Consider the following 25,546-nt stretch of genomic DNA (forward strand, 5'->3'; position numbering starts at 1 on the left):
CCCACCCACTACGGTGGCCCGCATGAGCGCGCTGGCAGGCCTGGTCGACCGCGGGCTGATGGCCCCCGACTGGGCCGAGGCGCTCGCCCCGGTGGACGAGCGGATCGCGACCATGGGGCAGTTCCTGCGGGCCGAGATCGCGGCCGGGCGCCCCTACCTCCCGGCCGGGGACTGCGTCTTCCGGGCCTTCCGGCGGCCGCTGGCCGACGTCCGGGTGCTGGTGGTCGGCCAGGACCCCTACCCGACCCCCGGGCACCCGATCGGGCTGAGCTTCGCTGTCGACGCGCACGTGCGGCCGATCCCGCGCAGCCTCGCCAACATCTACGCCGAGCTGCGCGACGACCTCGGGATCGAGACCCCCGAGCACGGCGACCTCACGGCGTGGGCCGACCAAGGCGTGATGCTGCTCAACCGGGCCCTGACCGTGCGGCCCGGCGAGGCCGCCTCGCACCGCGGCCGCGGCTGGGAGGAGGTCACCGAGCGCGCCATCCACGCGCTCGCCGGCCGCGGCGGCCCCCTCGTGGCCATCCTCTGGGGACGCGACGCGCAGGGGCTCAAGCCGATGCTCGGGCCGGTCCCGTGGGTCGAGTCGGCGCACCCCTCGCCGCTGTCGGCGCGCCGGGGCTTCTTCGGCTCCCGCCCGTTCAGCCGGGTGAACGGGCTGCTGGTCGAGCAGGGCGGCCGCGAGGTGGACTGGCGCCTTCCGGCCTGAGCGCGTGTCCGGGAGACACGCCCCTGGGGCCGGCCGGGGCGCTACCGTCACGGCGTGAGCAGCGTACGACGCCTCGTGGTCGCGCTGGCCGCGCTCGTCGCGGTCACCGTGTTCGGCACGGTCGGCTACCTGTTCCTCGGCTTCACGCTGCTCGAGGCCGTCTACCAGACCGTCACCACCGTCGCCACGGTCGGCTTCCGCGAGGTGCGGCCGCTGTCGACGGCCGGGATGGTCTTCACGATCGTGCTGATCGTCGTCGGCGTCGGCACCGTCCTCTACAACCTCGGCGTGATCCTCGAGACCGTCACCGAGGGCCAGCTCCGCCAGCACCTGGAAGGGCGACGCATGGACAGGCGCATCGCAGCCCTGCGTGGGCACGTCATCATCTGCGGCTACGGGCGGGTCGGCCGGGCGGCGACCGACTTCCTGACGTCGGCGGGCCACGAGGTCGTGGTCGTCGACACCGACCGCGGCCGGCTCGCCGACCTGCCGCCCGACATCCCGCACCTGGTGGGCGACGTGACCGAGGACCGGGTGCTGCGCCAGTCGGGCCTCGAGCACGCGCGGGCCGTCGTGGTCGCGCTCGACAACGACGCCGACACGGTCTACGCCACGCTCTCGGCGCGGGCGATGCGGCCCGACGTCGTGATCGTGGCGCGCGCCCGCACGACGGACTCCAAGGCCAAGCTGCACCTCGCCGGGGCCACCCGCGCGGTCAACCCGCAACGGATCGGCGGGCGGCGGCTCGCGGTGTTCGCGCTGCAGCCGCACGTGGCGGAGTTCTTCGACGTGGTGATGCACGACGAGAGCATCGACTGGCGCGTCGAGCAGGTGCCGGTCGCCGCGGGCTCCTCGGTGGCCGGCGAGTCGGTCGCGGGGCTGCGGCTGCGGGAGCGGACGGGCGCGCTGCTGCTCGCCGTACGACGCTCGCCCGACGACGTGCTGGAGCCCAACCCGCCCGACGACCTGGTGGTGCCGGCGGGCGCGGTGCTGATCGCGCTCGGCACCCAGGCCGAGCTGGACGCCCTGACCGACCTGGCGCGCTGAGCCGCACACTGGACGGCGCACCTCCGATGGAATAAAGTTTAATCGTCAATCATTGGAGCCAGTGTGAACGCACGCATGCCCGCCCTGTACATCGGCCACGGAGCCCCGCCCCTCCTCGACGACCCCACGTGGTCCGGCCAGCTCGCCGCCTGGGCCGCCGACCTGCCCCGCCCGAAGGCGATCCTCATCGTCAGCGCGCACTGGGAGTCCGCGCCGGTCAGCCTGACCGCCAGCGGGGCGCCGCTGGTCTACGACTTCGGCGGCTTCGACCCGAAGTACTACCGGATGACCTACGCGACGCCGGACGCCACCGCGCTCGCGCAGCGGATCGCCGGCCTGATGCCGCCCTCCGAGCCGGTCCACCAGCACGCCAGCCGCGGCCTCGACCACGGCGCGTGGGTGCCGCTGAAGATCATGTACCCCGCCGGGGACGTCCCGGTGCTCCAGATGTCGCTGCCCACCCACGACCCGGTGCGGCTGATGAAGCTCGGCGAGCGGCTGCGGCCGCTGCGCGACGAGGGCGTGCTCATCATCGGCTCCGGCTTCCTGACCCACGGGCTGCCCTACCTGACCTCGTGGCGCCTCGACGCCGAGGCGCCGGGCTGGTCGAGCGACTTCGACGCCTGGGCCGCCGACGCCCTCGCCCACGGCGACGTCGACGAGCTCGCCAACTACCGCGCGAACGCGCCCGGCATGCCCTACGCCCACCCCACCGTCGAGCACTACACGCCGCTCTTCGTCACCCTCGGTGCCGCCACCGACCCCGAGGAGCCGGGGATCCAGGTGATCGACGGCTTCTGGCTGGGACTGTCGAAGCGGTCGCTGCAGGTTGCGTAGGGGCGGGCACTTTCCCCGGCTGCCCGGGGAAACGGGCACTTGTCAGGCGGCAGACACCCTGACAAGTGCCCGTTTGCCCTGACAACTCGTCCGTCATGCCTCACCGAGGTCGTAGTGCAGCCCGTCGGCCGCGACCCGGGCGCCGAGGGCGGGCACGTGCGGCGTCGTACCTCCGTCGTGGCCGAGGTGCAGGACCGTGCAGTCGTGCAGCAGCACCAGCACGTCGCTGACGATGCGCCGGTGGCAGCGCCACCAAGCGACTCGCTGCACATCACCGCCACGGATGCCTCTGGCCGGCGCCGGACGTCGCCCAGGAGCCGCTGCAGCGCGGCGTCGAAGTCAGCGGTGCGCGCGTACGCCGCGTACGCACGGAAGGCCTGCACCCGCCACCACGGGTCGGCGTCCCGCTCGCCGGCGGGCAGCCGCCGCCGCCCACCGAGCCCGGCGTCCCAGCGGTAGTCGATGCCGGCGGCCGGCAGCCAGCGCTCGACCTCGGCGGTCGCGACGTGCGGGTGGCGACGGCTGCCGGGGAAGCGGCGTACGTCGACGACCAGCCCGACGCCCCCGCCCCGCAGCAGCGCCACGAGCTCGTCCTCCCCGGCCGTACCGTGGCCGAAGGTCAGCACGGTGGCCATCGCCGGACCCTCCCGCTCAACCGCGGCTGATCTCGTCCAGCTCCACGAGGTCGGACTCGGTCGGCTCCCACCGCAGCGCCGCGGCGTTGGCCCGCACCTGCTCTCCTGACGTGGCGCCGGAGATCACCGACGCCACGGCGGGCTGGGCGGCCAGGCCCGCGATCGCGACGTCCAGCACGGACAGGTCCCGCGCCTCGGCGTACTTCTCGACCGCCTCGATCCGGTCCCAGTCGGCGCCCTGCAGCCACTGCGCGCGGGTCGGGTCCAGCTCGGCCCGGGAGCCGGCCGGGGCACCCTGGCCGCGGCGGTACTTGCCGGTGAGCAGGCCGTACTCCAGCGGGAAGTACGGCAGCACGCCGAGGCCGAAGGTCTCGCACGCGGGCACGACCTCCGCCTCGATCGACCGGTCCAACAGCGAGTACCGGTTCTGCACGCTCACGAACCGTTCGAGCCCGGCCGAGCGCGAGGTCCAGTCGGCGTCGGCGACCTGCCAGCCGGCGAAGTTCGAGCAGCCGAGGTAGCCGATCTTGCCCTCGCGGACCAGGTCGGTGAGGGTCGCCAGCGTCTCCTCGATCGGCGTCACCTCGTCGGGCGCGTGCAGCTGGTACAGGTCGATGTGGTCGGTCCGCAGCCGGCGCAGGCTGCCCTCGACCGCGCGCCGGATGTAGCGGCGGGACCCGCGGGCACCGAAGTCGCGGCCGTTCTCGCCGCGCATGTCCATGCCGAACTTCGTGGCCACCACGAACTCGTCCCGCCGACCCTGCAGCGCCTCGCCGAGCAGCGACTCGCTGCCGCCGGGCGGGTTGCCGTACACGTCGGCGGTGTCGAGCAGCGTCACCCCCACGTCCCGCGCCGCGGACAGGATGCCGCGTACGCCGTCGAGGTCGACGCGTCGGCTGAACGCGTTGCAGCCGATCCCGACCGCGCTCACCATCAGGCCCGAGTCACCCAGCGGGCGGTAGGTCATCTCGCTCATGCGGCCGACCCTACGCAGGGCGTGGTCTCGACAAGCTCGACCACCGGACCGAGGAGCTCGACCGCCGGACCGAGGAGCTCGACCGCCGGGTGGTCAGCGGATGCGCGTCCGTCGCATCAGCTTCAGGGAGACCAGCATCTGCCGGACGTAGGCGTCGTAGTCCTGCCCGGGGCGGGCGCCCATCACCTGTTTCTTCAGCACGGCGAGGTTCTGCACGTCGGTGTACTTCAGCAGCCCCTGGTCGCCGTGCCGGGCGCCCACGCCGGACTGCTTGACGCCGCCGGACGGGGTGCCCTTCGAGGCGTACGCCGTGGCGAGCGAGTCGTTGACGTTCACGTTGCCCGACTCGATCCGCTGCGCCACCCCGACGGCCCGGTCCAGGTCGCGGCCCCACACCGAGGCGTTCAGCCCGTAGCCGGTGTCGTTGGCGAGGGCCACCGCCTCGTCGACGGTCCGGTACCGGTGCAGCGCGACCACCGGCCCGAAGGTCTCGCACGAGCCGGCAAGCATCTCCCGGGTCACCCCCTCGAGCACGGTCGGCTCGAAGAACGCCGGCCCGAGGTCCGGCCGCGCCCGGCCCCCGGTCACCACCGTGGCGCCCTTCGCGACCGCGTCCTCGACGTGGGAGGCGACCCGGTCGCGGTGCTCGACCGAGACCAGCGAGCCCAGCTCCGGCCCGAAGTCGTACGACGCGCCCAGGCGCAGCGCCTCGGCCGCGGCGACGAACAACGCCTTGAACTCGTCGTACCGGCTCTCGGCCACGTAGATCCGCTCGATGTGCATGCAGATCTGGCCGGTGTTGCCGAACACCCCGAACAGCGCACCCTGCACGACCTCGTCGAGGTCGGCGTCCTCGAGCACGATCATCGGGTTCTTGCCGCCGAGCTCGAGGCAGCAGCCGATCAGGTTCCGCCCGGCGCGTTCGCCGATGACCCGGCCGGTGGCGGTGGACCCGGTGAACATCACGTAGTTGGCGTGGTCGATCAGGGTCGGCCCGACGTCGGGCCCCTCGCCGCAGACGACCTGGAAGAGCCCCCGGGGCAGGCCCGCCTGCTCCAGCAGCGAGATGCCGTACAGCGGCGACAACGCGGTCTTGTTGTCGGGCTTGAGCACGATGCCGTTGCCGGCCATCAGCGCCGGGATCGCGTCGGACAGCCCGGTGGCGAAGGGGAAGTTCCAGGGGGCGATGATGCCGACGACCCCCTTTGGCTGCCGGATCTCGGTGGAGGAGGAGACCAGCGGCACCGGTCCGCCGCGGCGCTTCGGCGCCAGCAGCTTCGGGGCCCGCTTCAGGTAGTGGCTGATCACCATCGGCGGGTCGCAGGTCTCCTCGATCGCCATCCGCCGGTTCTTGCCGCTCTCGGCCTGGATCAGGTCGGCGGTCGTCCGCGCGTGGTCGACCAGCAGCGTGTGGGCCTTCCTGAAGACCTTGAGCCGCTTCGCGAGCGGCCACCGCGCCCACTCGCGCTGCGCCTCCCGGGCCCGCGCGAACGCCTGCTCGATGTCGGCGGGCGTCGACTGCGGCAGCTCGACGAGGACCTCGCCGGTGTAGACCTCGGTCAGCTTCCAGGTGCCGCCGCTGGTCGAGGGGACCCGGGCGACGAGGCCCTGCAGGAAGTCGTCGGTGAGCGACGCGGGCCGCCCGGGCGAGTGGGGGGTGCGGGTCATGAGAGCACCAGCTCCGCCGCCTTGTCGCCGATCATGATCGAGGGCGCGTTGGTGTTGCCGCCGGTGATCGACGGCATGATCGAGGCGTCGGCGACCCGGAGCCCCTCGACCCCGCGGACCCGCAGGTCCGGCCCCACCACGGCGCGCTCGTCCACCCCCATCCGGCAGGTCCCGACCCCGTGGTAGACCGACGTGGCCCGGTTCAGGATCTCCCGGCGCAGGCCCGCCCCGGTGAGGTGGCTGCCGGGATGGATCTCCTCCTTGACGTGGCCGCCCATCGCCGCGCCGTTCATGATCTCCCGGACCATCTCCGAGCCCTCCGCGAGCACCTCGAGGTCGGCCGGCTCCGCGAGGTAGTTGAAGTCGATGAGCGGCGAGGCCCCCGGGTCCGTCGAGGCCAGCCGGAGGGTGCCGCGGCTCTTCGGGTAGATCAGCGTGGACAGCAGCGTGATCGAGGGCCGCGGGTCGACGTCGTGCCGGACCGGGGCGTCCTGGTTCGGCGAGACGTAGGCCCACGGCAGCAGGTGGAGCTGCAGGTCGGGTACGTCGGTCGCCTGCGAGGTCCGCACGAACCCCACCGACTCGAAGACCGAGTTGGCCAGGAACGAGTCCCCGCGCGTCACCTCCTTCAGGACGCCCTTGGCGAAGAAGAACGCGTTGCCCCGCATCGTCGACGAGGTGGCGTGGAAGGTCAGCGCGTGGAAGAGGTGGTCGTGCAGGTTGTCGCCGACCGGGAGGTCCGCCACGACGTCGATGCCGTGCCCGCGCAGGTGCTCGGCGTGGCCGATGCCGGAGAGCATCAGCAGCTGGGGCGAGCCGACGAAGCCCGCGGCGAGGACCACCTCCCGCGCGGCGCGCACGACCCGGCGCGACCCGTCCCGGTCCTGCACCTCGACGCCGGTGGCCCGGCCGTTCTCGATCACCACCCGGGTCGCGAGCACCCGGGTCTGCAGGTCGAGCGCCGGGAGCTCCTGGTGGTGGAGGTAGCCGCGGGAGGCGCTGTACCGCAGCCCGTCGGCGGCGTTCTGCTGCATCCGGGCGATGCCCTCCTGCGACTCGGCGTTGTAGTCGTCGAGGACCTTCACGCCGAGGGTGTCGGCGGTCGCCTGGATGAAGTGGAGGGTGCCCTCCTGGGGGGTCCGGTTGCGGGTGATCCTGATCGGCCCGCCGGCCCCGCGGTAGGCGCTCTCGCCGTCCTCGAAGTCCTCCATCCGCTTGTACACGGCGTTGACCTCGTCGGCCGACCAGCCGGTGCTGCCCTCGGCCGCCCAGGCGTCGTAGTTGGCGCGGTTGCCGCGCACGTAGACCATGCCGTTGATCGAGCTCGAGCCGCCGACCACCTTGCCGCGCGGCACCGGCATCCGCCGGTCGAGGAGGTGCTGCTGCGGCGTGGAGCGGTAGCCCCAGTCGACGGTCCGCTTGATCCGGGGCTCGGCGTGCATCGGGCCGATCATCCCGGGCTTCTTCACCAGGAACCGGTGGTCGTGCTTGCCCGCCTCCAGCAGGATCACGCTCCGGCCCGCCATCGCCAGCCGGCCGGCCAGCGCGGCCCCGGCGCTGCCGGAACCCACCACGACGTACTCGGCCTCGGACCTGGGCGGCGCAGACCTCACCATGGCGGCAACTGTAACGCGTTCTAGTTTGCCCGTACAGGTCGTCCACCGCGAGGATCGGCGCGTGAAGATCCTGTCCATCCAGTCCTCGGTGGCCTACGGCCACGTCGGCAACTCCGCCGCGGTGTTCCCCCTGCAGCGGCTCGGGCACGAGGTGTGGCCCGTCCTGACCGTGCACTTCTCCAACCACACCGGGTACGGCGAGTGGCGCGGCCCGCTGCTCGCGCCGGACGACGTCCGGGACGTGATCGCCGGGATCGGCGACCGCGGGGTGCTCGGCGAGGCCGACGCGGTGCTGTCCGGCTACCAGGGCGACCCGGCGGTCGGCTCGGTCATCCTGGACGCGGTCGCGCGGGTCAAGGAGCTCAACCCCGACGCGGTCTACTGCTGCGACCCGGTGATGGGCGACGTGGGCCGCGGCATGTTCGTGCGGCCGGGGATCCCGGAGTTCATGCGGGACACGGTGGTGCCGCGGGCCGACATCGTCACCCCCAACCACTTCGAGCTCGACTTCCTCGCCGGCCGGCCCACGACCACGCTCGACGAGGTGCTGGCGGCGGTCGACGAGGTGCGCGCCCGCGGGCCGCGCGACGTGCTCGTGACGAGCGTGCTGCACGCCGACGTGCCGGAGGGCGCCCTGGACCTGGTGGCCGTCTCCGACGCGGGCGCCTGGGCGGTGACCACGCCCCTGCTGCCGATCACCCCGAACGGCTGCGGCGACGTGACCGCCGCGCTCTACCTGGCGCACCTGCGGACCAGCGGCTCCCCCGAGGCCGCGCTGGCCAGCACCGCCTCGTCGGTGTTCGCGGTGCTCGAGGCGACGATCGCCGCCGGCACGCGCGAGATCCAGCTGGTCGCCGCCCAGGCCGCGCTGGCCGAGCCGCCGATGACCTTCGAGGTGCGCCAGCTGCGCTGAGCCTCCGCACCCGGCGGTGCTCGCATCCAGCGGTGCGTCAGCCACCGACGTCTCGACGGAAGAGGTGGCTGAGGCACCGCCCACCCGGGTCCTTGGCCCCGGGTCCGACCGGCGACGCCTCCCTAGCGTGGAGGCGTGAAGACCCTGATCCGCGCGGTCGCCCCGGTCGTCGCGCTCGTCCTGGCACTGGCCGGCTGCAGCAGCTCCGGCTCCTCGAGCAGCAGCGACGGCCACAACGACGCGGACGTCGAGTTCGCCAGCGAGATGGTGCCCCACCACGAGCAGGCGCTGCGCATGGTCGCGATGACCCGGGGCCGGGACCTGAGCCCGCAGCTCGAGGGCCTCACCCAGCAGATCAGGGCCGCCCAGGCCCCCGAGATCCGGACCATGGAGGGCTGGCTCGACGACTGGGGCGAGGAGGCCGACGACGACGGCCACATGATGGACGGCGACGGCGGGATGATGAACGGCAGCGGCGGCATGATGGGCGGCCAGGGCGGCTGGCGCTGGATGACCGGCCGCGACTTCCACCGGCTCGGCGGCGCCCCCGCGCAGGCCTTCGAGGACATGTGGCTGCGGATGATGATCCGCCACCACCAGGGCGCCGTCGCGATGTCGAGGGACGAGGTCGAGCACGGCGAGTTCCCGGCCTCGATCGCCCTCGCCCAGCACATCGAGGACAGCCAGCAGGCCGAGATCGAGCAGATGCGGCGGATGCTGGCCGACTGACCCTGGATCCACGCTGAGCCGACGCGCCCGCAGCGAACCCGCGTCCCGCCCGAGCTGGTCTGCACGTGCAGGTGGCGGACGGGACGCGCCCCTGCGGAGTACCTTGGGAGTCGTGGAGTCCCTCGGCTGGCGCCCAGGGTGGGATGGGCACCTGTTGCTGTTCTACAGCGAGGAGTCGCAGCGACACGCCGGTGTCGCGGCGTGGGTGCGTCGCGGGCTGGAGCTGGGATCCAAGATCCTCTACACCCAACCCGAGGGTGATCCCCCGGACCGGTCACTGCCCGGGCTGCTCCAGGACGAGCCGGACGCCCTCGAGGCCATGGAGCGCGGCCAGATCCAGGTCGTCCCTGCCGACCCGTCGACGTACGACCCCGTCTTCATCGAGGCCGTCGTCGACGGTGCGTTGTCCGACGGCTACCCGTCCGTGCGGTGGTCCGGAGACGCGTCCACGGCCTGGGGCGTAATCCCCCGCAGTCGGCACGAGCTCGTCGAGCAGGCGACCGACGAGCTGTGCACGTCGCGCCCGCTGTCGGTGCTGTGCCAGTACTCGGCTCTCGAGTGCAGCGATGCGATCGGCCCTCTCAGCCAGTCACACGGCGGGGGGTTGCGGGAGCAGCGGTTCCAGGCAGCACCGGTGGAGGGTGGCCTGGCGGTGGCCGGCGAGCTCGACGCCACGAACCAGAGGACCCTGAGCTCCCTGCTCACGACGGCGACAGCAGCGGCCGAACGCGACCCGTTCGTCGTCGACCTCAGCTGGGTGGACTTCCTCGACCTGCCGGGTGCCCGGGCAGTGTTGCTCGGGACCCTCGACCACCGAAGCAGCGGGGGCCGGGTGCGGCTGCAGGCCCCGCAACCACATGTCGCGCAGCTCCTCCGCCTGCTCGGCATCGACCGAGCAGAAGGAATCCAGTGGGGAGAGACACGATGAGGACGTCTCATCACTCGGCCTACCGCCACGGCCTGTTGGTCCATGACACCGACGAGGAGCTCATCGAGGGCACCCGGACATTCGTCGCCCGGGGTCTCGCGTCGGGCGCCGACGTGCTGGTCCACGGCCCCAGCGAACGAGTGGACCTGATGCGTGAGGTGCTCGGCTCGCATCCCCGGCTCGGCTACGGCTTCGACGAGGAGCTCTACCAGGCGCCCATGCGCACCTTGTTCGGCTACCAGCACACGCTCGCCGAGCGGTCGGAGCCCAGGGAGCTCTGGGTGACCGGAACGGTCCCGCTCGGCCTCGACGCCACCCAGCAGGCCGCCTGGCACCGGTACGAGTCCGCGGTGGACGAGGCTCTCGGCACCTACCCGTTCGCGGCACTGTGCACCTACGACACCCGCCACCGCCCCGCCTCGGTGATCGCGGCCGCCCTGGCCACCCACCGCACCGTCAACGTCGATCTCACCGACCGGGAGAACCCGCAGTACGTCGAGCCGGCGGCGTTCCTCGCCGCCCCGCTGGCGCTGCGGCCCGAGGCGCCGGCCACCCCTCCGTCCTCGTCCACGGTGATCCACGACTTCGATCACCTGTCGGCTGCCCGCGACCTGGTGAGAGCCGACGCGTACCAGAACAGCGCCGTGGCGCCGCAGACCATCGAGCAGCTCCGCGTCGCGGTCAGCGAGGCCGTCACGAACGGCCTCCTCCATGGATGCCCTCCGGTGCGGGTGACCCTGTGGACGGATGTGGCGAGCCTGACCTGCCTGGTCGAGGACTCCGGCCCCGGGCACCTCGATCCGATGACCGGCTTCCGACATCCCGAACGAGCGAGCTCCATGGGGTTGTGGGTCGCACGTCAGCTGGTGGACGACCTGATGATCCGCAGCTCGCCCTCCGGTGGCTGCAGCGTGCTCCTCACCGTGACGGACCAGCCGCTCTGACAGGTGCGGTGACCATCGGAGCCGGTGACAGGAGTCGAACCCGCGACATCCTCTTTACAAGAGAGGCGCTCTACCAACTGAGCTACACCGGCATCGCCGCGCACCCGTTCGCGGCGAGGACACATGCTAGCCGCCGGGTCGTGTGCCCCAGAACGCGCCAGGGCGCGTTCTCAGGCACACGACCCTTGGAGGCTCAGGAACCCGTCCAGCGACCGGCGGATGCCCGCGGCGTCGAGGCCGTGCGCGGCGACGTGGTCGGCGGGGGTGCCGTAGCGGCGCAGCTCGGTGCGAGCGACGCCGAGCGCCAGGAGCCGGTGGGGTACGGCGCGGAGCGCGTCCGCGACCACGTGCGCGGAGGTGCCGGCCAGCCACGGCTCGACGAGCACCACCTCCGGGGAGCCGAGCGCCTCACGCAGCCCGCGCCCGTCGAACGGGCGCACCGTGCTCGCGTAGAGCACGGTCACGTCCAGCCCCTCGGTCGCGGCCAGCACGTCGTCGAGCACCGGCCCGAGCGCGACCACGGTCGCCCCGGCCCCACGGCGTACGACGTGGAAGCGGCCGGGCGTGTGCGGGAAGGACGGTGTGTTGGTCTGCTCGACCACCCGGACGTAGTGCAGCCCGGAGCCGGCGACCGTGGCGCGGAGGACGGCGTCGACCTCCTGGGACGTCCCGGGCGCGTGGATGGAGACGCCGGGCAGGGTGTCCACCAGCGCCACGTCGCCGGGCACCTGGTGGGTCCGGCCGCCGCCGGCGATGTCGAAGGAGCCGCCGGAGCCGACGAGCACGCCCCCGACGTCCTGGTGGCCGAACCCCAGCTTGACCTGCTCGAAGGCGCGCTCGACGAGGAAGGAGCCGAAGGTGTGGACGATCGGCCGCAGCCCGGTCAGCGCCATCCCGGCGCCGACGTCGACCAGCAGCTGCTCGCGGATCCCGACGTTGACGACCCGGTCCGGGTTCCGGCGCTCGACCTCGCCGAAGAACTGCCCGGAGATCTCGGCGTAGACCAGCGCGACCGAGAGGTCGGACTCGACCAGGTCGGCGGCGGTACGGGCGAACTGGACCCGGCTCGAGACGGTCATCACTTCTCCTCCACGACGGCGACGACCACGTTGGGCCGGCAGAGCTCACGATGGGACAGGGCCTTCTCGAGGACCTCGTGGTCGCGGCCGTCGACGGTGACGGCGTGCCACCCCTCGACCGCGAAGCGCCGCTCGATGCGGCCCGGCACTGCGTACGACGAGGAGCCGTTGTCGATCACCACGACCGTGATCGCCTCCAGCCCGAGCGCCGCGGCGAGCTCGATCGCCTCGTGGTTGCTGCCCTCGTCGAGCTCGGCGTCGCCGACCAGCACCACGACCCGCGAGCCGATGCCCTGGGCACGCAGCCCGAGCGCCGTGCCCACCGCCAGCGGCAGCCCGTGCCCCAGCGACCCCGAGGAGATCTCGACCCCGGGCACGAGGTTGCGGTCCGGGTGGTGCCCCAGCGGCGAGTCGTACGACGCCCAGCCGGCCAGCCACTCCTCGGGGAAGAACCCGCGCGAGCAGAGGACCGCGTAGTAGGCCATCGGCCCGTGCCCCTTGGAGAGCAGGAACCGATCCCGGTGGTCGTCGCCGGCGGTCTCGGGGCCGACGTCGAGGACCCGCTCGTAGAGGACGCGGAGCACGTCCAGGGTCGACGTCGCGGCGGCCGAGTGCTTCTCGTCCCCGGTCATCAGGCTCATCAGTCGCTCGATGCTGCTCATGACCACGATGGTGGAACTTGAAGTTCGCTTGAAGTCAAGCAATGCTCGGTCCTGTGACACAGCTGACCATCGGACAGCTCGCCGAGCGCGCCGGGGTGGCGACCTCGGCGATCCGGTTCTACGAGTCCCGGGGGCTCATCCACGCGGTGCGGACGACCGGCAACCAGCGCCGGTTCGAACAGGCCACGCTGCGCCGGATCGCGTTCATCCGGACCGCCCAGCGGGTCGGGCTCAGCCTCGACGAGGTGGCCGCCGCGCTGTCGACGCTGCCGGAGAACCGCACCCCCACCAAGGCGGACTGGTCCCGGCTCAGCCGCGCCTGGCGGCCCCGGCTCGACGAGCAGATCGAGCGGCTCGAGCGGCTCCGCGACAAGCTCGACGGCTGCATCGGCTGCGGCTGCCTGAGCCTGCGGACCTGCGCGCTGAACAACCCCGACGACGAGGTGGCCCCGCGCGGCCCGGGTGCGGTCTTCCTCGAGCCCGGCTGAGCCCGAGGTCTACGCTGCTGGGCATGGCGCTGCGGATCGTCGCCAGCAGGCCGGACCCGGCGGTCGTGACGCTGCCGTGGTCCTCGCCGCTGGAGGACTGGACCAACGAGTACGTCGTGCCGCTGCCCCGCGGCCTGTCCCGGCACGTCGTACGCATCGTGCGGCTGCGGGAGCGGACCTACGCGGTCAAGGAGACCGAGGAGGAGATCGCCTTCCGGGAGTACCGCCTGCTGCGCGACCTCCAGCGGATGGGGCTGCCCGCGGTGGTGCCGCAGGGCGTGGTGACCGGGCGGACCGACGGGGACGGCGAGGTGCTCCCGGCGGCGCTGCTGACCCAGCACCTGCAGTTCTCGCTGCCCTACCGCAGCCTGTTCAGCCACGGGCTCACCGCGGACAACCTGCCGTCCCTGGTGGACGCGCTGGTCGTGCTGCTGGTCCGGCTGCACCTGGCCGACTTCTTCTGGGGCGACGTGTCGCTGTCCAACGTGCTGTTCCGGCGCGACGCCGGCGGCTTCGCGGCGTACCTCGTGGACGCGGAGACCGGCGAGCTGAAGTCGAGCCTCTCGGACAACATGCGCGAGTACGACCTCACCGTCGCCACCGAGAACGTCTTCGCCGAGCTGCTGGACCTCCAGGCGTCGGAGTCCCTGACCGACGAGGTGCAGGCACACGAGATCATCGAGATGCTGGCCGGTCGCTACCACGCGCTGTGGGACGAGCTGACCGCCGAGGAGCAGTTCTCCGCCGACGAGATGTGGCGGATCGAGCAGCGCATCGAACGCCTCAACGACCTCGGCTTCGACGTCGACGAGCTCGACATCATCACCGACTTCGACGGCGACGAGATCCGCATCCAGCCCAAGGTCGTCGAGCTCGGCCACCACCGTCGCGAGCTGCAGGCGCTGACCGGCCTGAACGTCGAGGACGCGCAGGCCCGGCGGCTGCTCAACGACATCGCGGCGTTCACCGCGACCCTCGACCTCGGCCGCGAGGACCGGCAGCTGGTCGCGAACCGGTGGCTGAACCAGGTCTACGAGCCGATCATCCACCTGGTCCCGTCCGAGGGCCGCGGGAAGCTCGAGCCGGCCGAGATCTTCCACGAGATCCTGGTGCACCGGTGGTACCTCTCCGAGCGCGCCGGGCACGAGATCGGCATCTTCGAGACCGCCCGGGACTACATCGACAGCGTGCTGCTCACCAAGCCCGACGAGGCGGTCGCGGCCAGCGAGTGACCCGCCGAGTCGGCGCAAGCTCCGCCGCAAGACACCTCGAGTCGGCGCAAGCTCCGCCGCAAAACACCTCGAGTCGGCGCAAGCTCCGCCGAGCTTGCGCCGACTCGAGCCAAATTTCGGCGGACTTTGCGCCGACTCGACCTACTTCAGCAGGTCGCGGCCGATGACCATCCGCTGGATCTGGTTGGTGCCCTCGAAGATCTGGGTGACCTTGGCGTCGCGGAAGAGCCGCTCGACGGGGTAGTCGCGGGTGTAGCCGTTGCCGCCGAGCACCTGCACGGCGTCGGTGGTCACCCGCATCGCGGCGTCGGTGGCGGTCAGCTTGGCGATCGACGCCTGCCGGGAGAACGGCCGGCCGGCGTCCTTGAGCCGGGCGGCGTGGAGGTACGTCGCCCGGGCGCGCTCGACGTCGGCGGCCATGTCCGCGAGCAGGAACTGCAGCCCCTGCTGGTGCCCGATCGGCTTGCCGAACTGCTCGCGCTCCCCGGCGTACGCGACCGCGTGCGCCAGCGCCGCCTGGGCGATGCCGGTGGCGACCGCGGCGATCCCGAGCCGGCCGGCGTCGAGGGCGGAGAGCGCCACCCGCATGCCCCCGCCCTCCTCGCCGATCAGCTGCGCGGCCGGCAGCCGCGCACCCTCGAAGATCACCTGGGTGGTGACGTCGCAGGCCAGGCCCATCTTCTTCTCGGGCGCGCCGAAGCTCATGCCCGCGGTGTCGGCCGGCACCACGAACGCGGAGAGACCGCGCTTGGCGTCCTCGGAGGTGCGGGCGAACAGGATGTAGTAGTCGGCGCACGAGCCGTTGCTGATCCACTGCTTGGTGCCGTTGACGACGTACCCGTCGCCGTCCCCGGCCGCGCGGGTGCGGATCCCGGACACGTCCGAGCCGGCCTGCGGCTCGGAGAGGCAGTAGGCGCCCAGCCAGTCACCGGAGAGCATCTGCGGCAGCCAGCGCGCGACCACGTCGGTGCTGCCGTTGGCCGCGACCACCGACGCGGTCAGCGTGTGCACGCTGGTGCCGACGCCGACGCTGGGCCAGGCCGTGGCGATCTCCTCGATCACCTGGAGGTAGACCTCGTAGGGCTGCCCGCCCCCGCCGTGCTCCTCGCCGAACGGCAGGCTCATCAGCCCGGACTTGCCGAGCAGCCGGTAGGCCTCGGCGGGGAAGGCGGCGGCCTCCTCCGCCTCCGCGACCTGGGGCGCGAGCTCCTTGGTGGCGATCTCGCGGGTCAGCTCGAGGAGGGCCTCGGCCTCCTCCGTGGGCAGCAGGCGGTCGACAGTCGTGGGCACGGCTCGATCCTAGGTCGCCCGTCACCGCACCCCGAATCTCGGTGGGCCCGCCCCCGGCGAGGACGTAGGTTGCCGCCATGCCCGCCCCTCGGACGCCGGAGCGCGTCACCCGCCGACTCACCGCCGACGACTTCCACGACTCGCTCCGCCTCGGGATCGAGGCCTTCGGCCGGCTCCCGGAGGGCGCGCCGGCGCCGACGCCCGAGGGGTTCCCGCGACCCGGCCGGCACATGTGGGGCACCTTCGAGGACGGCGAGCTCGTGGCCCGGGTGGTCGGCAACGAGTTCCGCTCCTGGTTCCGCGGTGCGGAGGTGCCGACCTGTGGGGTGGCCGGGGTGACGGTGGTCGCGGAACGACGCGGCAACGGCTTCCTGCGGGCGCTGTTCACCGCGATGCTCGACGACGCCGCCGACCGGGGCGAGGTGATCTCGACGCTGTTCCCCACGGCACCCGGCATCTACCGCCGCCTCGGCTACGAGATCGTCAGCTCCTACGACACGGTCTCGGTGCCGACCGCGCTGCTCGCCACGGTCGCCGAGCCGGCCGGCGTCACGACCCGCCGTGCCCGTCTGGAGGACGTGCCGGCCGTCCGCTCGACGTACGACGCGTGGGCGGCCGTGCAGGTCGGGCCGCTGACCCGCCGCACCGCGGCCTTCCCGGCCACCGACGCGGAGCTGCTGGCGGACGTCACCGGCATCACCCTCGCCGAGGACGCCGACGGCCGGCCGGTGGGCTACGCCATGTGGAACCGCGGCCGGGGCTACGACAGCTCGGCCAGCATCGACGTCGAGGACCTCGTCGCGCTCAGCCCCGACGCGGCGCGCGCCCTGTGGCGGGTGCTCGGCTCGTTCGCGAGCGTCACCGGGTCGGTGCGGGTGCGCAGCTCGGGCAGCGACGCGACCCGGCTGGTGCTGCCCTTCGGCCAGTGGGACGTGGTCGAGCGGCATCCCTACATGCTGCGCGTGCACGACGTGGCCGCCGCGCTGGACGCCCTCCCGCTGACCGGGCCGGCCGCGGTCGAGTTCCGGGTCCACGGCGACGTGCTGGGCTCGATGGACGGCGGGTACCAGCTGCGGGTCGCCGACGGCCGGAGCCGGTGCGAGCGGGTTGACGTGGCCGCGGACGCCGTCGCGCTGTCCCCGCAGGGGCTGGCCCTGCTCTACGCGGGCGCCGAGTCCTGCGCGAACCTCCGCCTCGCGGGGTACCTGTGCGGCGGCTCGCCGGCCGACGACGCCGTGCTCGACGCGCTGCTCGGCAGCGGGCAGCCGCACATCCGCGACTACTTCTGAGCGACGTGGCGCCGGGCGGCGAAGGCACGCGGTCACGGCAGGTCCCCGGCCGGAACGACGAACCGTCGTGGACGCGTCGACGGCGATCGACCGACAGCGGAGGGCCCTGCCTCGGTGAGGCAGGACCCTCCGGGTTCCCTGTGTCGGGCCTTGCTCAGCTGGGTGCGACGCCGGCGAGCTCGTGGACGGCGCGGGTGCTGAGGGGCTGGCCCCCGATGGCCCAGTCGCCGCTCTTCACCTCCTCGATGGCGACCCAGGTGACGCCGCGCATGGCCTCGCCCTCGACGGAGACGACGGCGTCGGTGACCCGGGTGAGGAGGTCTCGCTTCTGCTCGTCGGTGAAGACGTTCTCGATGACCTTGACATTGATGAAAGGCATGGAAGCCGTTCCCTTCTGACGGTGCTGATATGGACACTGACGATGTTCACGGCCGGGCGTGTGACCCCGCGTGTGACGATGCGCCCGTTCAGGGGCCCGCGACGAGGGCGAGCACGAGCCACCACGCGACGAGCCCGGCGAAGAGGGCGTGGGGGATGCCGCGGGTGCGACGCCAGACCGCGACGGAGACCACGGCCGCGGCCAGGGACGCGCCGGTCTCGCCGAACGACACCGTGCCGCGCGGGGCGAGAAGGGCGGGCAGCATGATCGCGGCGAGCACCGCCGGCGCGAGCAGGTGCAGCATGGTGTTGCCGCGCTCGTGGACGGATCTCGGGCGCCGGACGAGGAACATGGCCCGCATGCCATAGGTGCCCAGCCCCACGGCGGCGATGACGAGCAGATCAGACATGGGACTGCTCCTGCCGAGTCGACTGCGCCGGCGTGCTGACGCGGGAGACCCAGGTGCCGGCGCCGACCCCGGCGGCCGCGCCGAGGAGCAGACCGAGGCCGAGGGGGAGCCCGCCGGCGAGGGCCGCGACCACACCGCCGACCACGGCCGCGGCCTTCGCCGCGGCACCCTCGAGCGTGGGCAGCAGCAGGAGCAGGAAGGTCAGCGCCGCCGCCACATCGAGCGGGAGCGCTGCGGGCAGGACATCTCCCAGCAGGACGCCGCTCCCGGTGAGCACCAGCCACCCGGCCCAGCAGGTCCAGGACATGGTGAAGTAGTACGCGCGAAAAGTGTCCGGCACCTCGGGCGGGTCGTCGACCCGGGCTCGGGCCGACGCCAGGGCGAACATGGGGTCGGCGAGGAGGTACGCCGCCAGGCCACGGTCCCGGCGACTCCAGGAGGGGACCAGCGAGGCCATCTTCGCGCCGTAGAGCACGTGCCGGGCGTTGACGACGAGTGCGGTGGTGATGACGACAGCGACTCCCGCACCCGCCCCCAGCATCTGCACGGTGACGAGCTGCGCGGCGCCGGCAATGATCAGCGGCGAGCTGAGCCAGGCCGTGAGCGGGTCGACCCCGGCAGAGCCCAGAGAGGCTCCGAGGGCGAGGGCGAAGGGGATGTAGCCGGCGACCACGGACATGCCGTCGCGCAGGCCGGCTCGCGCAGCCGAGGGGTGGGTCATCTGAACCTCCTGGGGTCGTGCGGCCGGGTGCGGGCGGCCGCTGGGCCTGGACCGCCGCAGGTGGCAACGGCTGTCGGTCGGAACGACCTTGACGCGACGGCGTGTGCGCTCGCGTGTGACAGGTCGATGTCCGACGTAGGTGAGCTGGCGCAGGTGCGAGGATGAGGCGGTGACCGCGCGCGTCAACCTCCTGGGGCCGCCGTCCGTCGAGCGAAACGGCACGACCCTTCCTCCACCCCGTGGCAGCAAGGCCTGGGCCCTCCTGGCCTACCTCGCCCTGACCGAGTCCCCGGTGCCGCGCGCGCGGCTGACGGAGCTGCTGTTCGGCGAGGCCGAGGACCCCGGCGCTGCCCTCCGGTGGAGCCTGTCCCAGCTGCGCGGTGCGCTGGCCGACGTGGCCGACGTGGCCGGCGACCCCGTCCGCCTGCGCCCCCACCCGGCCACCATGCTGGACGTGGACGTTCTGGCGCGAGGCTCCTGGGCGGAGGCACTGCGGCTACCCGGCCTCGGCGGGGTCCTTCTCGAGGGCGTCTCGCCCCGCGTCGGGGCCTCCTTCGACCTGTGGCTCTCCCACGAGCGGCGACGGCTCGCCGGTCAGACCGCAGCCGTCCTGGGCGAGGCCGCCCACAGCCGCCTTGCCCAGGGTGAGGTCGCCTCGGCGGTGGACCTGGCCGTCCGGCTGGTCGCGGCGGAGCCGCTCGCGGAGGCGAGCCACGAGCTGCTGGTCCGCGCCCTGGTCGCCGCCGGCGACCCGGCTGCCGCGGCCGATCGGGTGGCCGAGTGCCGGTCGCTGTTCCTCCGGGAGCTCGGCATCCCACCGTCGCCGCAGGTGTCGGCTGCCCTGACAGCTCGGAGCGCTCCCGCCACCGTCCGCACGGCAGCGGCGGTGGACGCAGCACTCGAGGGCGGTACCGGAGCCGCGCACGTCGGGGCCTACGACCGCGCCTTGGAGCTCCTGCGGTCTGCGGTGGACGGCGCCCGCGCGCTGGATGACCCGGTCCGCCTGGCACGTTCCCTCTGCGAGCTCGGCTCGGTCCTGGTCCAGGGCGTTCGGGGCGGCGACGAGGAGGCTGTGGCGGTGCTCCACGAGGCGGTCGCCCTGAGCCGCGACACCGGACCCAGCGACGTCGGCGCCCGGGCGGCCCTCGAGCTCGGCCATGTCGAGACGCTCCGGGCGCACTACCCGCGGGCGGAGATGTGGTTCGCAGAGGCCAGGGGCCTGGCCGAGGACGATCCCCGGGTCCTGGCCTGGGCCGACGTCTTCACCGGGATCGGACGGACCGACCAGGGCGACTACGCAGGAGCGCGCCCGATGCTCACCCGGGCCGTCGACCTGGCCAGCGCATCCGGCGACTCCCGTGCCCGGGCCTATGCACTCACCGCCCTGGGGAGACTGCAGCTGCTCCGCGGCGAGAGCGACGCCGGCGCGACCCTGCAGGCCGCGTGCTCGGTGGCGGGCGAGATCGGTTGGACGTCCTTTCTCCCCTTCCCTCGTGCCCTGCTGGCCGAGGTGTGGCTGGTGGCAGGGGATCTCGATGCGGCGAGCGCAGCGTTCGACCACGCCTACGCCACCGCCTGCCAGGTGGGCGACCCGTGCTGGGAGAGCTACTCGCTACGCGGCCGTGGCCTGCTCGCTGCGGCACGGGGCGACGACGGCCTCGCTCTCGACCTGCTCACCGCGGCGCCCGCTGCGTGCCGCAGGGGTGGCGACGCCCACGACTGGGTGGAGGGCCACTGCCTGGATGCCCGGTGCGGATTCGCCGTGGCCGGAGGGTTGGCCGAGGCAGCCGCGTGGGTCGAGGAGCTCGAGGACTTCGCCGCGCGTCGCGGCCTGCGCGAGCTCGTGGCCCGGGCGTCCCTCCACCGCGCCGCACTCGGACAGCCCGGAGCTGCGGAGCTGGCGTCGGTGCTCCTCGCAGACCTCGACAACCCCGCGCTGGGCGCGGCGCCCTGGACAACCGGTCGGTCGTCGGATGCATGATGGGCACGTCCACGACCGACAGGCACGCTGGCCGTCAACGCCACCGGCCACATCGTGACTGGGCGAGGTCGGGCAGGCTGATCCTTCACGCGGCTTCGCGGAGCCACGCGCTCCAGCGCTCGAGCGCGACGAAGCCCATCGCCTCGTACACCGGCCTGCCGTCGTCGCTGGCTGTGAGCACCGCCGGCCGGGCCGGATCGGCCAACGTCGCGGCCCAGGTCACCGCGGCGCCGGCGCCGCGGCCGCGCGCGGGCGGACGAGTCGCGACGTACTCCACCAGCGTCACGCCGGCATGCAGGTGCGCGGCCGCGACCGCCGCCGGCACTCCGTCGACGCGGGCGAGCCACACCCGCGTCGCGGGACTCAGGATCGCGGGGCCCAGGAGGTCGCCCGGCGAGAGCGGCTCGAGGTCGGGCATGGGGTAACCCTCCACCAGCACCCGCTCGGCGACCGCCAGCTCGCGGGCGTCCCGCACCTCGAGCAGCTCGACCCCGTCGCGCACGGGGATGTCGTGTGCCGCGGGGAAGCGAACCATCAACGGCGGGTGGCCGAGCAGCACGAGACCGTGCGGACCCAGGTCGGGCGCCTGCCACGGGCTCAGCAGGAAGTACGGAGAACCGGACGGAATCAGCTCCGCCACCTCGTCGAGCACGGTGCCGATGTCGGCGGTCGGGCGAAGCAGCACGATCACGTTGCTCAACGCGCCCCGGTCAGCGACGAAGCCTCCGGCCCAGTCATCGGTCCACCGCCACGGCCGGCCGCTCGCCTTCGCGACAGTGGTCGGCCAGGAGGCGTGCAGGTGCGCCGCCTGGCGGACCAGGGTGTCGTCCAGGGGCACCTCAGGCTCCCAGCCGGTGGCCAGGTGCTCGTTCGCGTCGGGCACGATCGAGCCGCTCATGTCCCCATCATGCATCGCAAGAGTCCGCTCATCACGTACCGCTGCACGCCGCGGTCCGACGGACGCCCCAGCGTGCGGCTACTGTCCGCCCCCGGCCGGGGTGCGCCCGGCCAGCTCCGTGGGCCCCTTGTCCTCGCTGAGGTGCAGCTCGACGTACGGACGCACGTGGAAGGTGCCGTCGGTCTGCAGCAGCACCGGCTGGATGCCCGCCGGGCGCCCGTCCCGGTAGGTCACCAGGGTCATCTCGGCCTCGCGCCGCGGCTTGCTGCCGACCGCGATGGCGTACGCCGCGCCGCCGGTGGTGCCGTTGGTGTAGGTGTAGCCGGCCTCGCCGTTGCGGCCGATCACCCGGGTCGGCCCGACCTGGACGTGCAGGTGCCCGGAGAGCACCAGGTCCACGCACCCCCGCTCGAGCGCCTCGGTGCCGAGGTCGGCGTCGTGCACCAGCAGGGTGGTGACCTTCTCGTCGGCGGCACAGGCCTCGTCGGCGAGCCGGCTGCCGACCTCGTCGAAGCTGAGGCCGGTCTCGTCGCGCCAGTCCCCCAGCCCGCTGGAGCGCGGGTCGTCGACACCGAGCAGGGTGGTGTGGCCGGGCCCGCTGACCACGGACCCGTCGAGCATCCGCCAGTCGTGGTCGGCGAGGTAGCCGCTCACGAACGACCCGTGGTCGTGGTTGCCGGCCACGCCCCACCGGTCGAGGTCCTCGAAGGCGGCGGTGATCGAGTCCAGCGAGAAGGCCTCCCAGCTGTTCCCGCTCGAGGTGTCGTCGCCGGCGTCGAAGACCGCGGTCGCGCCGGCGGCGTCCGCGACCGCGCGGGCGACCGGGTCCATGCCGATGTTGTCGTGCCGGTCGGAGACCAGCGCCACCACGGTCTCGCCGTCGCCGCGGCGGTGCAGGTCGAGCCCGGCGGCGGTGTCGGCCGCCTGGGCGTAGAACGACTTGCTCTTGTCGTAGGTGGAGACGGCGCTCTCGATCAGGCGCCGGGTCTGGGTGGTGGTCACGTCGCCGAGCACCTCGATGTCGTCCGCCTCGTGGGGCAGCTGCACCTCCGGGCCCACGAACTGCGCCAGCGGCACCCAGGTACGACGGGCCACCACCGGGTCGTCGGCGCTCCCCCACGGCTGCCACGAGACCAGCACGAGAAGGAGCACCAGCAGCACCGCCAGGACGCCCGCCGGGCTGCGCGCCCGGGCGACGAGCTCGCGGCGCCGTCCCGGACCCAGCAGCAGCCAGACCAGGATCGGCAGCAGCCCCACGACGGCGCCACGCAGCAGCGCGGCGTACGCCATGTCGGTCAGCGCCTCCTTGACCTTCGCGACCTGGCCCTCGGGCTGGCTGGCGATGTAGGCGTAGCGCCGGACGAGCTCCTGGGTGGACTTGGCGTCGGTCTTGCCGAGCCGGATGTCGACGCCGACCCGGTGCCCGGTCTCGGCGCGGAAGTCCGGCAGCACCGGGCCGGTGTGCAGCACCACGTGGCCGTCGAGGTCGGGCCGGATGACGGCGTCGTGGCTGGCCAGCACCACCGACCGGCTGCTCACCAGGAACAGCGCCAGGCTCGCCAGGAAGGTCAGGACCAGCCAGACCGCGACGTACGCCGCGAACCGTCCGGCCCGCGTCGTGTGGTGGCGCACGCGACCCCGTCCCCGCCCGGCGGGCGAGGACTCGGGCGCGGGAGCCGCGGCGGACACGTCAGGCGCGGGCTTGCGCGATCGCGTAGAGGGTCACCGACGCGGCGACGCCGGCGTTGAGCGACTCCAGCTGGTTGGCCATCGGGATCGAGACCAGCTGGTCGCAGGTCTCGGCGACCAGGCGGCCCAGGCCCTTGCCCTCGGAGCCGACCACGACCACCAGCGGCCCGTCGGCCAGGTCCAGGTCGGGCAGCGACACCTCGCCGTCGGCGGCCAGGCCGACCACCATGCAGCCGGCGTCCTGGTAGGCCTTGAGCTGGCGGACCAGGTTCACCGTCTGCGCGATCGGCACCCGGGCGGCCGCGCCGGCGCTGGTCTTCCAGGCCGCGGCGGTCATGCCGGCGGCCCGGCGCTCGGGGATCAGCACGCCGTGCGCGCCGAAGCCGGCGGCGCTGCGGACGATCGCGCCGAGGTTGCGCGGGTCGGTGACGGAGTCGAGCGCCACGATCAGCGGCGGCTCACCGAGCTCGGCGGCCCGGTCGAGCAGGTCGTCGGGGTGGGCGTACTCGTAGGACGGCAACCGCGCCGCGAGGCCCTGGTGCACGGCGCCGCCGGTCAGCCGGTCCATCTCGGTGCGGCTGACCTCGGCGAGGCTGAGCCCCCGCTCGGCGGCCAGCTTGAACGCCTCACGCAGCCGGCCGTCCCGCTCGGCACCCTCGGCGACGTAGATCCCGGTCACGGGCACGCCCTCGCGGAGCACCTCGACGACCGAGTTGCGGCCCGCCACCCACTCGGCGTCGGTGGAGCCCGTCGTACGTCGCTTGGGCCGGGCCGCGGCGGACTTGTCGACCTTGTGGCGCTGCTTGTAGACCTTGTGGTTGGGGCGGTCCTGGGCCTTGGGCGTGGGGCCCTTGCCCTCGAGGCCGCGGCGGACGCGGCCGCCCGAGCCGGCGGTCGGGTTGCCCTTGCCGGTCTTCTTGATCGCGCCCTTGCGCTGCGAATTGCCAGCCATCTACTTCTTGCCTGCTTCCAGTGACCACTTGGGTCCGGTGGGGGTGTCCTCGATCTCGATGCCCGCGGCCTTGATCCGGTCACGGATCGCGTCGGCGGCGGCGAAGTCCTTGTTCGCCCGCGCCTCGGCGCGCTGCTCGAGGAGGCCGGCGACGAGGGCGTCGACGACCTGGGTGAGCTGGGTGTCCTTGGTCGACGCCGCACCCGCCCACGCCGCGTCGTACGGCGAGAGGCCGAGGACGTCGAGCATGGCGAGCACCGCGGCGGCGGTGCCGCGCAGCGCGGGCGAGGCGCCGGCGGGGAGCAGCTTGTTGCCCTCCCGCACGACGTCGTGGATCGCCGCGACCGCGGCGGGGGTGCCGAGGTCGTCGTCCATCGCGGTGACGAACTCCGCGCAGGCGATGCCGCCGGCCGGGATCTCGCCGAGGGCCTCGGTGGCCCGCTCGAGGAAGCCCTCGATCCGGCGGAACCCGACGGCCGCCTCCTCGAGCGCCTCGAAGCTGAACTCGACGTGGCTGCGGTAGTGCGCGGCGACGAGGTAGTAGCGCAGCTCGATGCCGCGGAACCTCGTGAGCACGGCCGGGATCGTGAGGGAGTTGCCGAGCGACTTGCTCATCTTCTCGCCGGCGGTGGTGATCCAGGCGTTGTGCATCCAGTACGACGCGAACGGGTGCCCGGCCGCGCGGGACTGGGCCTGCTCGTTCTCGTGGTGGGGGAAGCGCAGGTCGACGCCGCCGCCGTGGATGTCGAAGGCCGTGCCGAGGTACTTGCCGGCCATCGCGGAGCACTCGATGTGCCAGCCGGGGCGTCCCTTGCCCCATGGGCTCGACCACGCCGCCGTGTCGGGCTCGGTCCGCAACTTCTGCCCCTTCCACAGGGCGAAGTCGCGCGGGTCACGCTTGCCGCGCGGGTCGGCGTCCTCCGCGGCCTCCATGTCGTCGATGCGCTGGTGGGTCAGCTCGCCGTACTGCGGCCAGGAGCGCACGTCGAAGTAGACGTCGCCGGAGCCGTCCTCGGCGGCGTACGCGTGACCCTTGGCGATGAGCGCGCCGATCAGCTCGACCATCTCCGGGACGTGGCCGGTGGCGGCCGGCTCGTAGGTCGGCGGCGCGACGTTGAGCGCGGCGTAGGCCCGGTCCAGCTCGCGGTGCATCTGGTAGGCGAGGTTGTACCAGGGCCGGCCCTGCTCGGCGGCCTTGAGCAGGATCTTGTCGTCGATGTCGGTGATGTTGCGGATGAACGTCACGTCGAAGCCGCTGTGGCGCAGCCAGCGCTGGAGGACGTCGAAGTTGACCCCGGAGCGGACGTGGCCGACGTGCGGCTCGCTCTGCACGGTCAGGCCACACACGTAGAGACCCGCCTTCCCCTCCTCGAGGGGAACGAAGTCACGGACTTCGCGGGTCGCGGTGTCGTACAGCCTGAAGGTCACCCGGCTGATTCTAGAGGTGCGGCGCATGTCGCCCCGCATCGCCG

At 72.9% G+C, this 25,546-nt stretch carries 25 protein-coding genes, 1 tRNA gene and 1 pseudogene; 11 read left to right on the forward strand and 16 right to left on the reverse strand.

Annotated elements, in window-relative coordinates; translation table 11 throughout:
• The first annotated feature begins 22 nt into the window (after nt 1-22).
• From ABD268_RS02065 to ABD268_RS02075, 3 genes are all read left to right on the forward strand, one after another.
• Complete coding sequence (locus tag ABD268_RS02065) at nt 23-712, forward strand: uracil-DNA glycosylase (protein WP_344146818.1); 690 nt, start codon at nt 23-25, stop codon at nt 710-712.
• A 54-nt stretch (nt 713-766) separates the two neighbouring features.
• On the forward strand, nt 767-1,759 hold the full coding sequence (locus ABD268_RS02070; protein ID WP_344146821.1) for a potassium channel family protein: 993 nt from the start codon (nt 767-769) through the stop codon (nt 1,757-1,759).
• Nucleotides 1,760-1,834: 75 nt separating this feature from the next.
• A complete protein-coding gene (locus ABD268_RS02075; RefSeq protein ID WP_344146824.1) occupies nt 1,835-2,596 on the forward strand; it encodes a dioxygenase family protein in 762 nt (253 codons plus the stop codon).
• A gap of 93 nt (nt 2,597-2,689) precedes the next feature.
• On the opposite strand, the gene ABD268_RS02080 is transcribed toward ABD268_RS02075, so the two are convergent.
• The 5 genes and pseudogenes from ABD268_RS02080 to ABD268_RS02095 form a co-directional block, all read right to left on the reverse strand.
• Nucleotides 2,690-2,866, reverse strand: coding sequence for a hypothetical protein (locus ABD268_RS02080; protein WP_344146827.1), 177 nt, complete (start codon nt 2,864-2,866; stop codon nt 2,690-2,692).
• A 47-nt stretch (nt 2,867-2,913) separates the two neighbouring features.
• Nucleotides 2,914-3,231 (reverse strand): annotated as a pseudogene (locus tag ABD268_RS22790) (DUF488 family protein); the annotation flags it as partial.
• Between the two features lie 16 nt (nt 3,232-3,247).
• Nucleotides 3,248-4,207, reverse strand: a complete 960-nt coding sequence (locus ABD268_RS02085; RefSeq protein WP_344146830.1) for an aldo/keto reductase — start codon at nt 4,205-4,207, stop codon at nt 3,248-3,250.
• Between the two features lie 93 nt (nt 4,208-4,300).
• Nucleotides 4,301-5,875, reverse strand: a complete 1,575-nt coding sequence (locus tag ABD268_RS02090) for a succinic semialdehyde dehydrogenase (protein ID WP_344146833.1) — start codon at nt 5,873-5,875, stop codon at nt 4,301-4,303.
• Complete coding sequence (locus ABD268_RS02095) at nt 5,872-7,491, reverse strand: GMC family oxidoreductase (RefSeq protein WP_344146836.1); 1,620 nt, start codon at nt 7,489-7,491, stop codon at nt 5,872-5,874. Before ABD268_RS02095 ends, ABD268_RS02090 begins: the two co-directional genes overlap by 4 nt.
• 61 nt (nt 7,492-7,552) lie before the next feature.
• Here ABD268_RS02095 and pdxY point away from each other — a divergent pair, with 61 nt between their 5' ends.
• The 4 genes from pdxY (at nt 7,553) to ABD268_RS02115 (ending at nt 11,005) form a co-directional block, all read left to right on the forward strand.
• A complete protein-coding gene (gene pdxY, locus ABD268_RS02100) occupies nt 7,553-8,404 on the forward strand; it encodes a pyridoxal kinase PdxY (protein ID WP_344146839.1) in 852 nt (283 codons plus the stop codon).
• 135 nt (nt 8,405-8,539) lie between these two features.
• Nucleotides 8,540-9,133, forward strand: a complete 594-nt coding sequence (locus ABD268_RS02105) for a DUF305 domain-containing protein (protein ID WP_344146842.1) — start codon at nt 8,540-8,542, stop codon at nt 9,131-9,133.
• A gap of 154 nt (nt 9,134-9,287) precedes the next feature.
• Nucleotides 9,288-10,061 (forward strand): MEDS domain-containing protein, encoded by a 774-nt coding sequence (locus ABD268_RS02110; RefSeq protein WP_344146845.1) that lies wholly within the window; start codon nt 9,288-9,290, stop codon nt 10,059-10,061.
• Nucleotides 10,058-11,005, forward strand: coding sequence for an MEDS domain-containing protein (locus ABD268_RS02115; protein ID WP_344146847.1), 948 nt, complete (start codon nt 10,058-10,060; stop codon nt 11,003-11,005). Before ABD268_RS02110 ends, ABD268_RS02115 begins: the two co-directional genes overlap by 4 nt.
• A gap of 19 nt (nt 11,006-11,024) precedes the next feature.
• Here ABD268_RS02115 and ABD268_RS02120 read toward each other — a convergent pair.
• The 3 genes from ABD268_RS02120 to ABD268_RS02130 form a co-directional block, all read right to left on the reverse strand.
• Nucleotides 11,025-11,097 (reverse strand) — tRNA-Thr (locus tag ABD268_RS02120).
• A 78-nt stretch (nt 11,098-11,175) separates the two neighbouring features.
• Nucleotides 11,176-12,084: a transketolase family protein gene (locus ABD268_RS02125; RefSeq protein WP_344146849.1), complete on the reverse strand. Its 909-nt coding sequence runs from the start codon at nt 12,082-12,084 to the stop codon at nt 11,176-11,178.
• Nucleotides 12,084-12,746: a thiamine pyrophosphate-dependent enzyme gene (locus tag ABD268_RS02130; RefSeq protein ID WP_344146850.1), complete on the reverse strand. Its 663-nt coding sequence runs from the start codon at nt 12,744-12,746 to the stop codon at nt 12,084-12,086. The genes ABD268_RS02125 and ABD268_RS02130 overlap by 1 nt, the downstream gene beginning before the upstream one ends.
• A 53-nt stretch (nt 12,747-12,799) precedes the next feature.
• On the opposite strand from ABD268_RS02130, the gene soxR reads away from it, so the two are divergent.
• Nucleotides 12,800-13,234 (forward strand): redox-sensitive transcriptional activator SoxR, encoded by a 435-nt coding sequence (gene soxR, locus ABD268_RS02135; RefSeq protein WP_344146853.1) that lies wholly within the window; start codon nt 12,800-12,802, stop codon nt 13,232-13,234.
• 23 nt (nt 13,235-13,257) lie between these two features.
• Nucleotides 13,258-14,466, forward strand: a complete 1,209-nt coding sequence (locus ABD268_RS02140; RefSeq protein WP_344146856.1) for a DUF4032 domain-containing protein — start codon at nt 13,258-13,260, stop codon at nt 14,464-14,466.
• Between the two features lie 141 nt (nt 14,467-14,607).
• Here ABD268_RS02140 and ABD268_RS02145 read toward each other — a convergent pair whose 3' ends face one another.
• On the reverse strand, nt 14,608-15,756 hold the full coding sequence (locus ABD268_RS02145) for an acyl-CoA dehydrogenase family protein (protein WP_344146859.1): 1,149 nt from the start codon (nt 15,754-15,756) through the stop codon (nt 14,608-14,610).
• A gap of 77 nt (nt 15,757-15,833) precedes the next feature.
• Between ABD268_RS02145 and ABD268_RS02150 the strand changes: the two genes are divergently transcribed.
• Nucleotides 15,834-17,045, forward strand: coding sequence for a GNAT family N-acetyltransferase (locus tag ABD268_RS02150; RefSeq protein ID WP_344146862.1), 1,212 nt, complete (start codon nt 15,834-15,836; stop codon nt 17,043-17,045).
• A gap of 154 nt (nt 17,046-17,199) precedes the next feature.
• Here ABD268_RS02150 and ABD268_RS02155 read toward each other — a convergent pair whose 3' ends face one another.
• The 3 genes from ABD268_RS02155 to ABD268_RS02165 form a co-directional block, all read right to left on the reverse strand.
• Complete coding sequence (locus ABD268_RS02155; RefSeq protein WP_344146865.1) at nt 17,200-17,424, reverse strand: tautomerase family protein; 225 nt, start codon at nt 17,422-17,424, stop codon at nt 17,200-17,202.
• An 88-nt stretch (nt 17,425-17,512) separates the two neighbouring features.
• Nucleotides 17,513-17,833 (reverse strand): AzlD domain-containing protein, encoded by a 321-nt coding sequence (locus tag ABD268_RS02160; protein ID WP_344146868.1) that lies wholly within the window; start codon nt 17,831-17,833, stop codon nt 17,513-17,515.
• Nucleotides 17,826-18,554, reverse strand: a complete 729-nt coding sequence (locus ABD268_RS02165; RefSeq protein WP_344146871.1) for an AzlC family ABC transporter permease — start codon at nt 18,552-18,554, stop codon at nt 17,826-17,828. Before ABD268_RS02165 ends, ABD268_RS02160 begins: the two co-directional genes overlap by 8 nt.
• Nucleotides 18,555-18,723: 169 nt before the next feature.
• Here ABD268_RS02165 and ABD268_RS02170 point away from each other — a divergent pair, with 169 nt between their 5' ends.
• Complete coding sequence (locus tag ABD268_RS02170) at nt 18,724-20,535, forward strand: ATP-binding protein (RefSeq protein ID WP_344146873.1); 1,812 nt, start codon at nt 18,724-18,726, stop codon at nt 20,533-20,535.
• A gap of 85 nt (nt 20,536-20,620) precedes the next feature.
• Here ABD268_RS02170 and ABD268_RS02175 read toward each other — a convergent pair whose 3' ends face one another.
• From ABD268_RS02175 to cysS, 4 genes are all read right to left on the reverse strand, one after another.
• Nucleotides 20,621-21,433, reverse strand: a complete 813-nt coding sequence (locus ABD268_RS02175; RefSeq protein WP_344146876.1) for a GNAT family N-acetyltransferase — start codon at nt 21,431-21,433, stop codon at nt 20,621-20,623.
• A 78-nt stretch (nt 21,434-21,511) separates the two neighbouring features.
• Nucleotides 21,512-23,065 carry a metallophosphoesterase gene (locus ABD268_RS02180; RefSeq protein WP_344146878.1) on the reverse strand — a complete coding sequence of 518 codons (1,554 nt, stop codon included), beginning with the start codon at nt 23,063-23,065 and terminating at the stop codon, nt 21,512-21,514.
• Between the two features lie 58 nt (nt 23,066-23,123).
• Nucleotides 23,124-24,074, reverse strand: coding sequence for a 23S rRNA (guanosine(2251)-2'-O)-methyltransferase RlmB (rlmB, locus tag ABD268_RS02185; protein WP_344146881.1), 951 nt, complete (start codon nt 24,072-24,074; stop codon nt 23,124-23,126).
• A complete protein-coding gene (gene cysS, locus ABD268_RS02190) occupies nt 24,075-25,502 on the reverse strand; it encodes a cysteine--tRNA ligase (RefSeq protein ID WP_425573660.1) in 1,428 nt (475 codons plus the stop codon).
• Nucleotides 25,503-25,546 lie beyond the last annotated feature (44 nt).

This window comes from Nocardioides koreensis, from assembly GCF_039531775.1.
GTDB lineage: Bacteria > Actinomycetota > Actinomycetes > Propionibacteriales > Nocardioidaceae > Nocardioides > Nocardioides koreensis.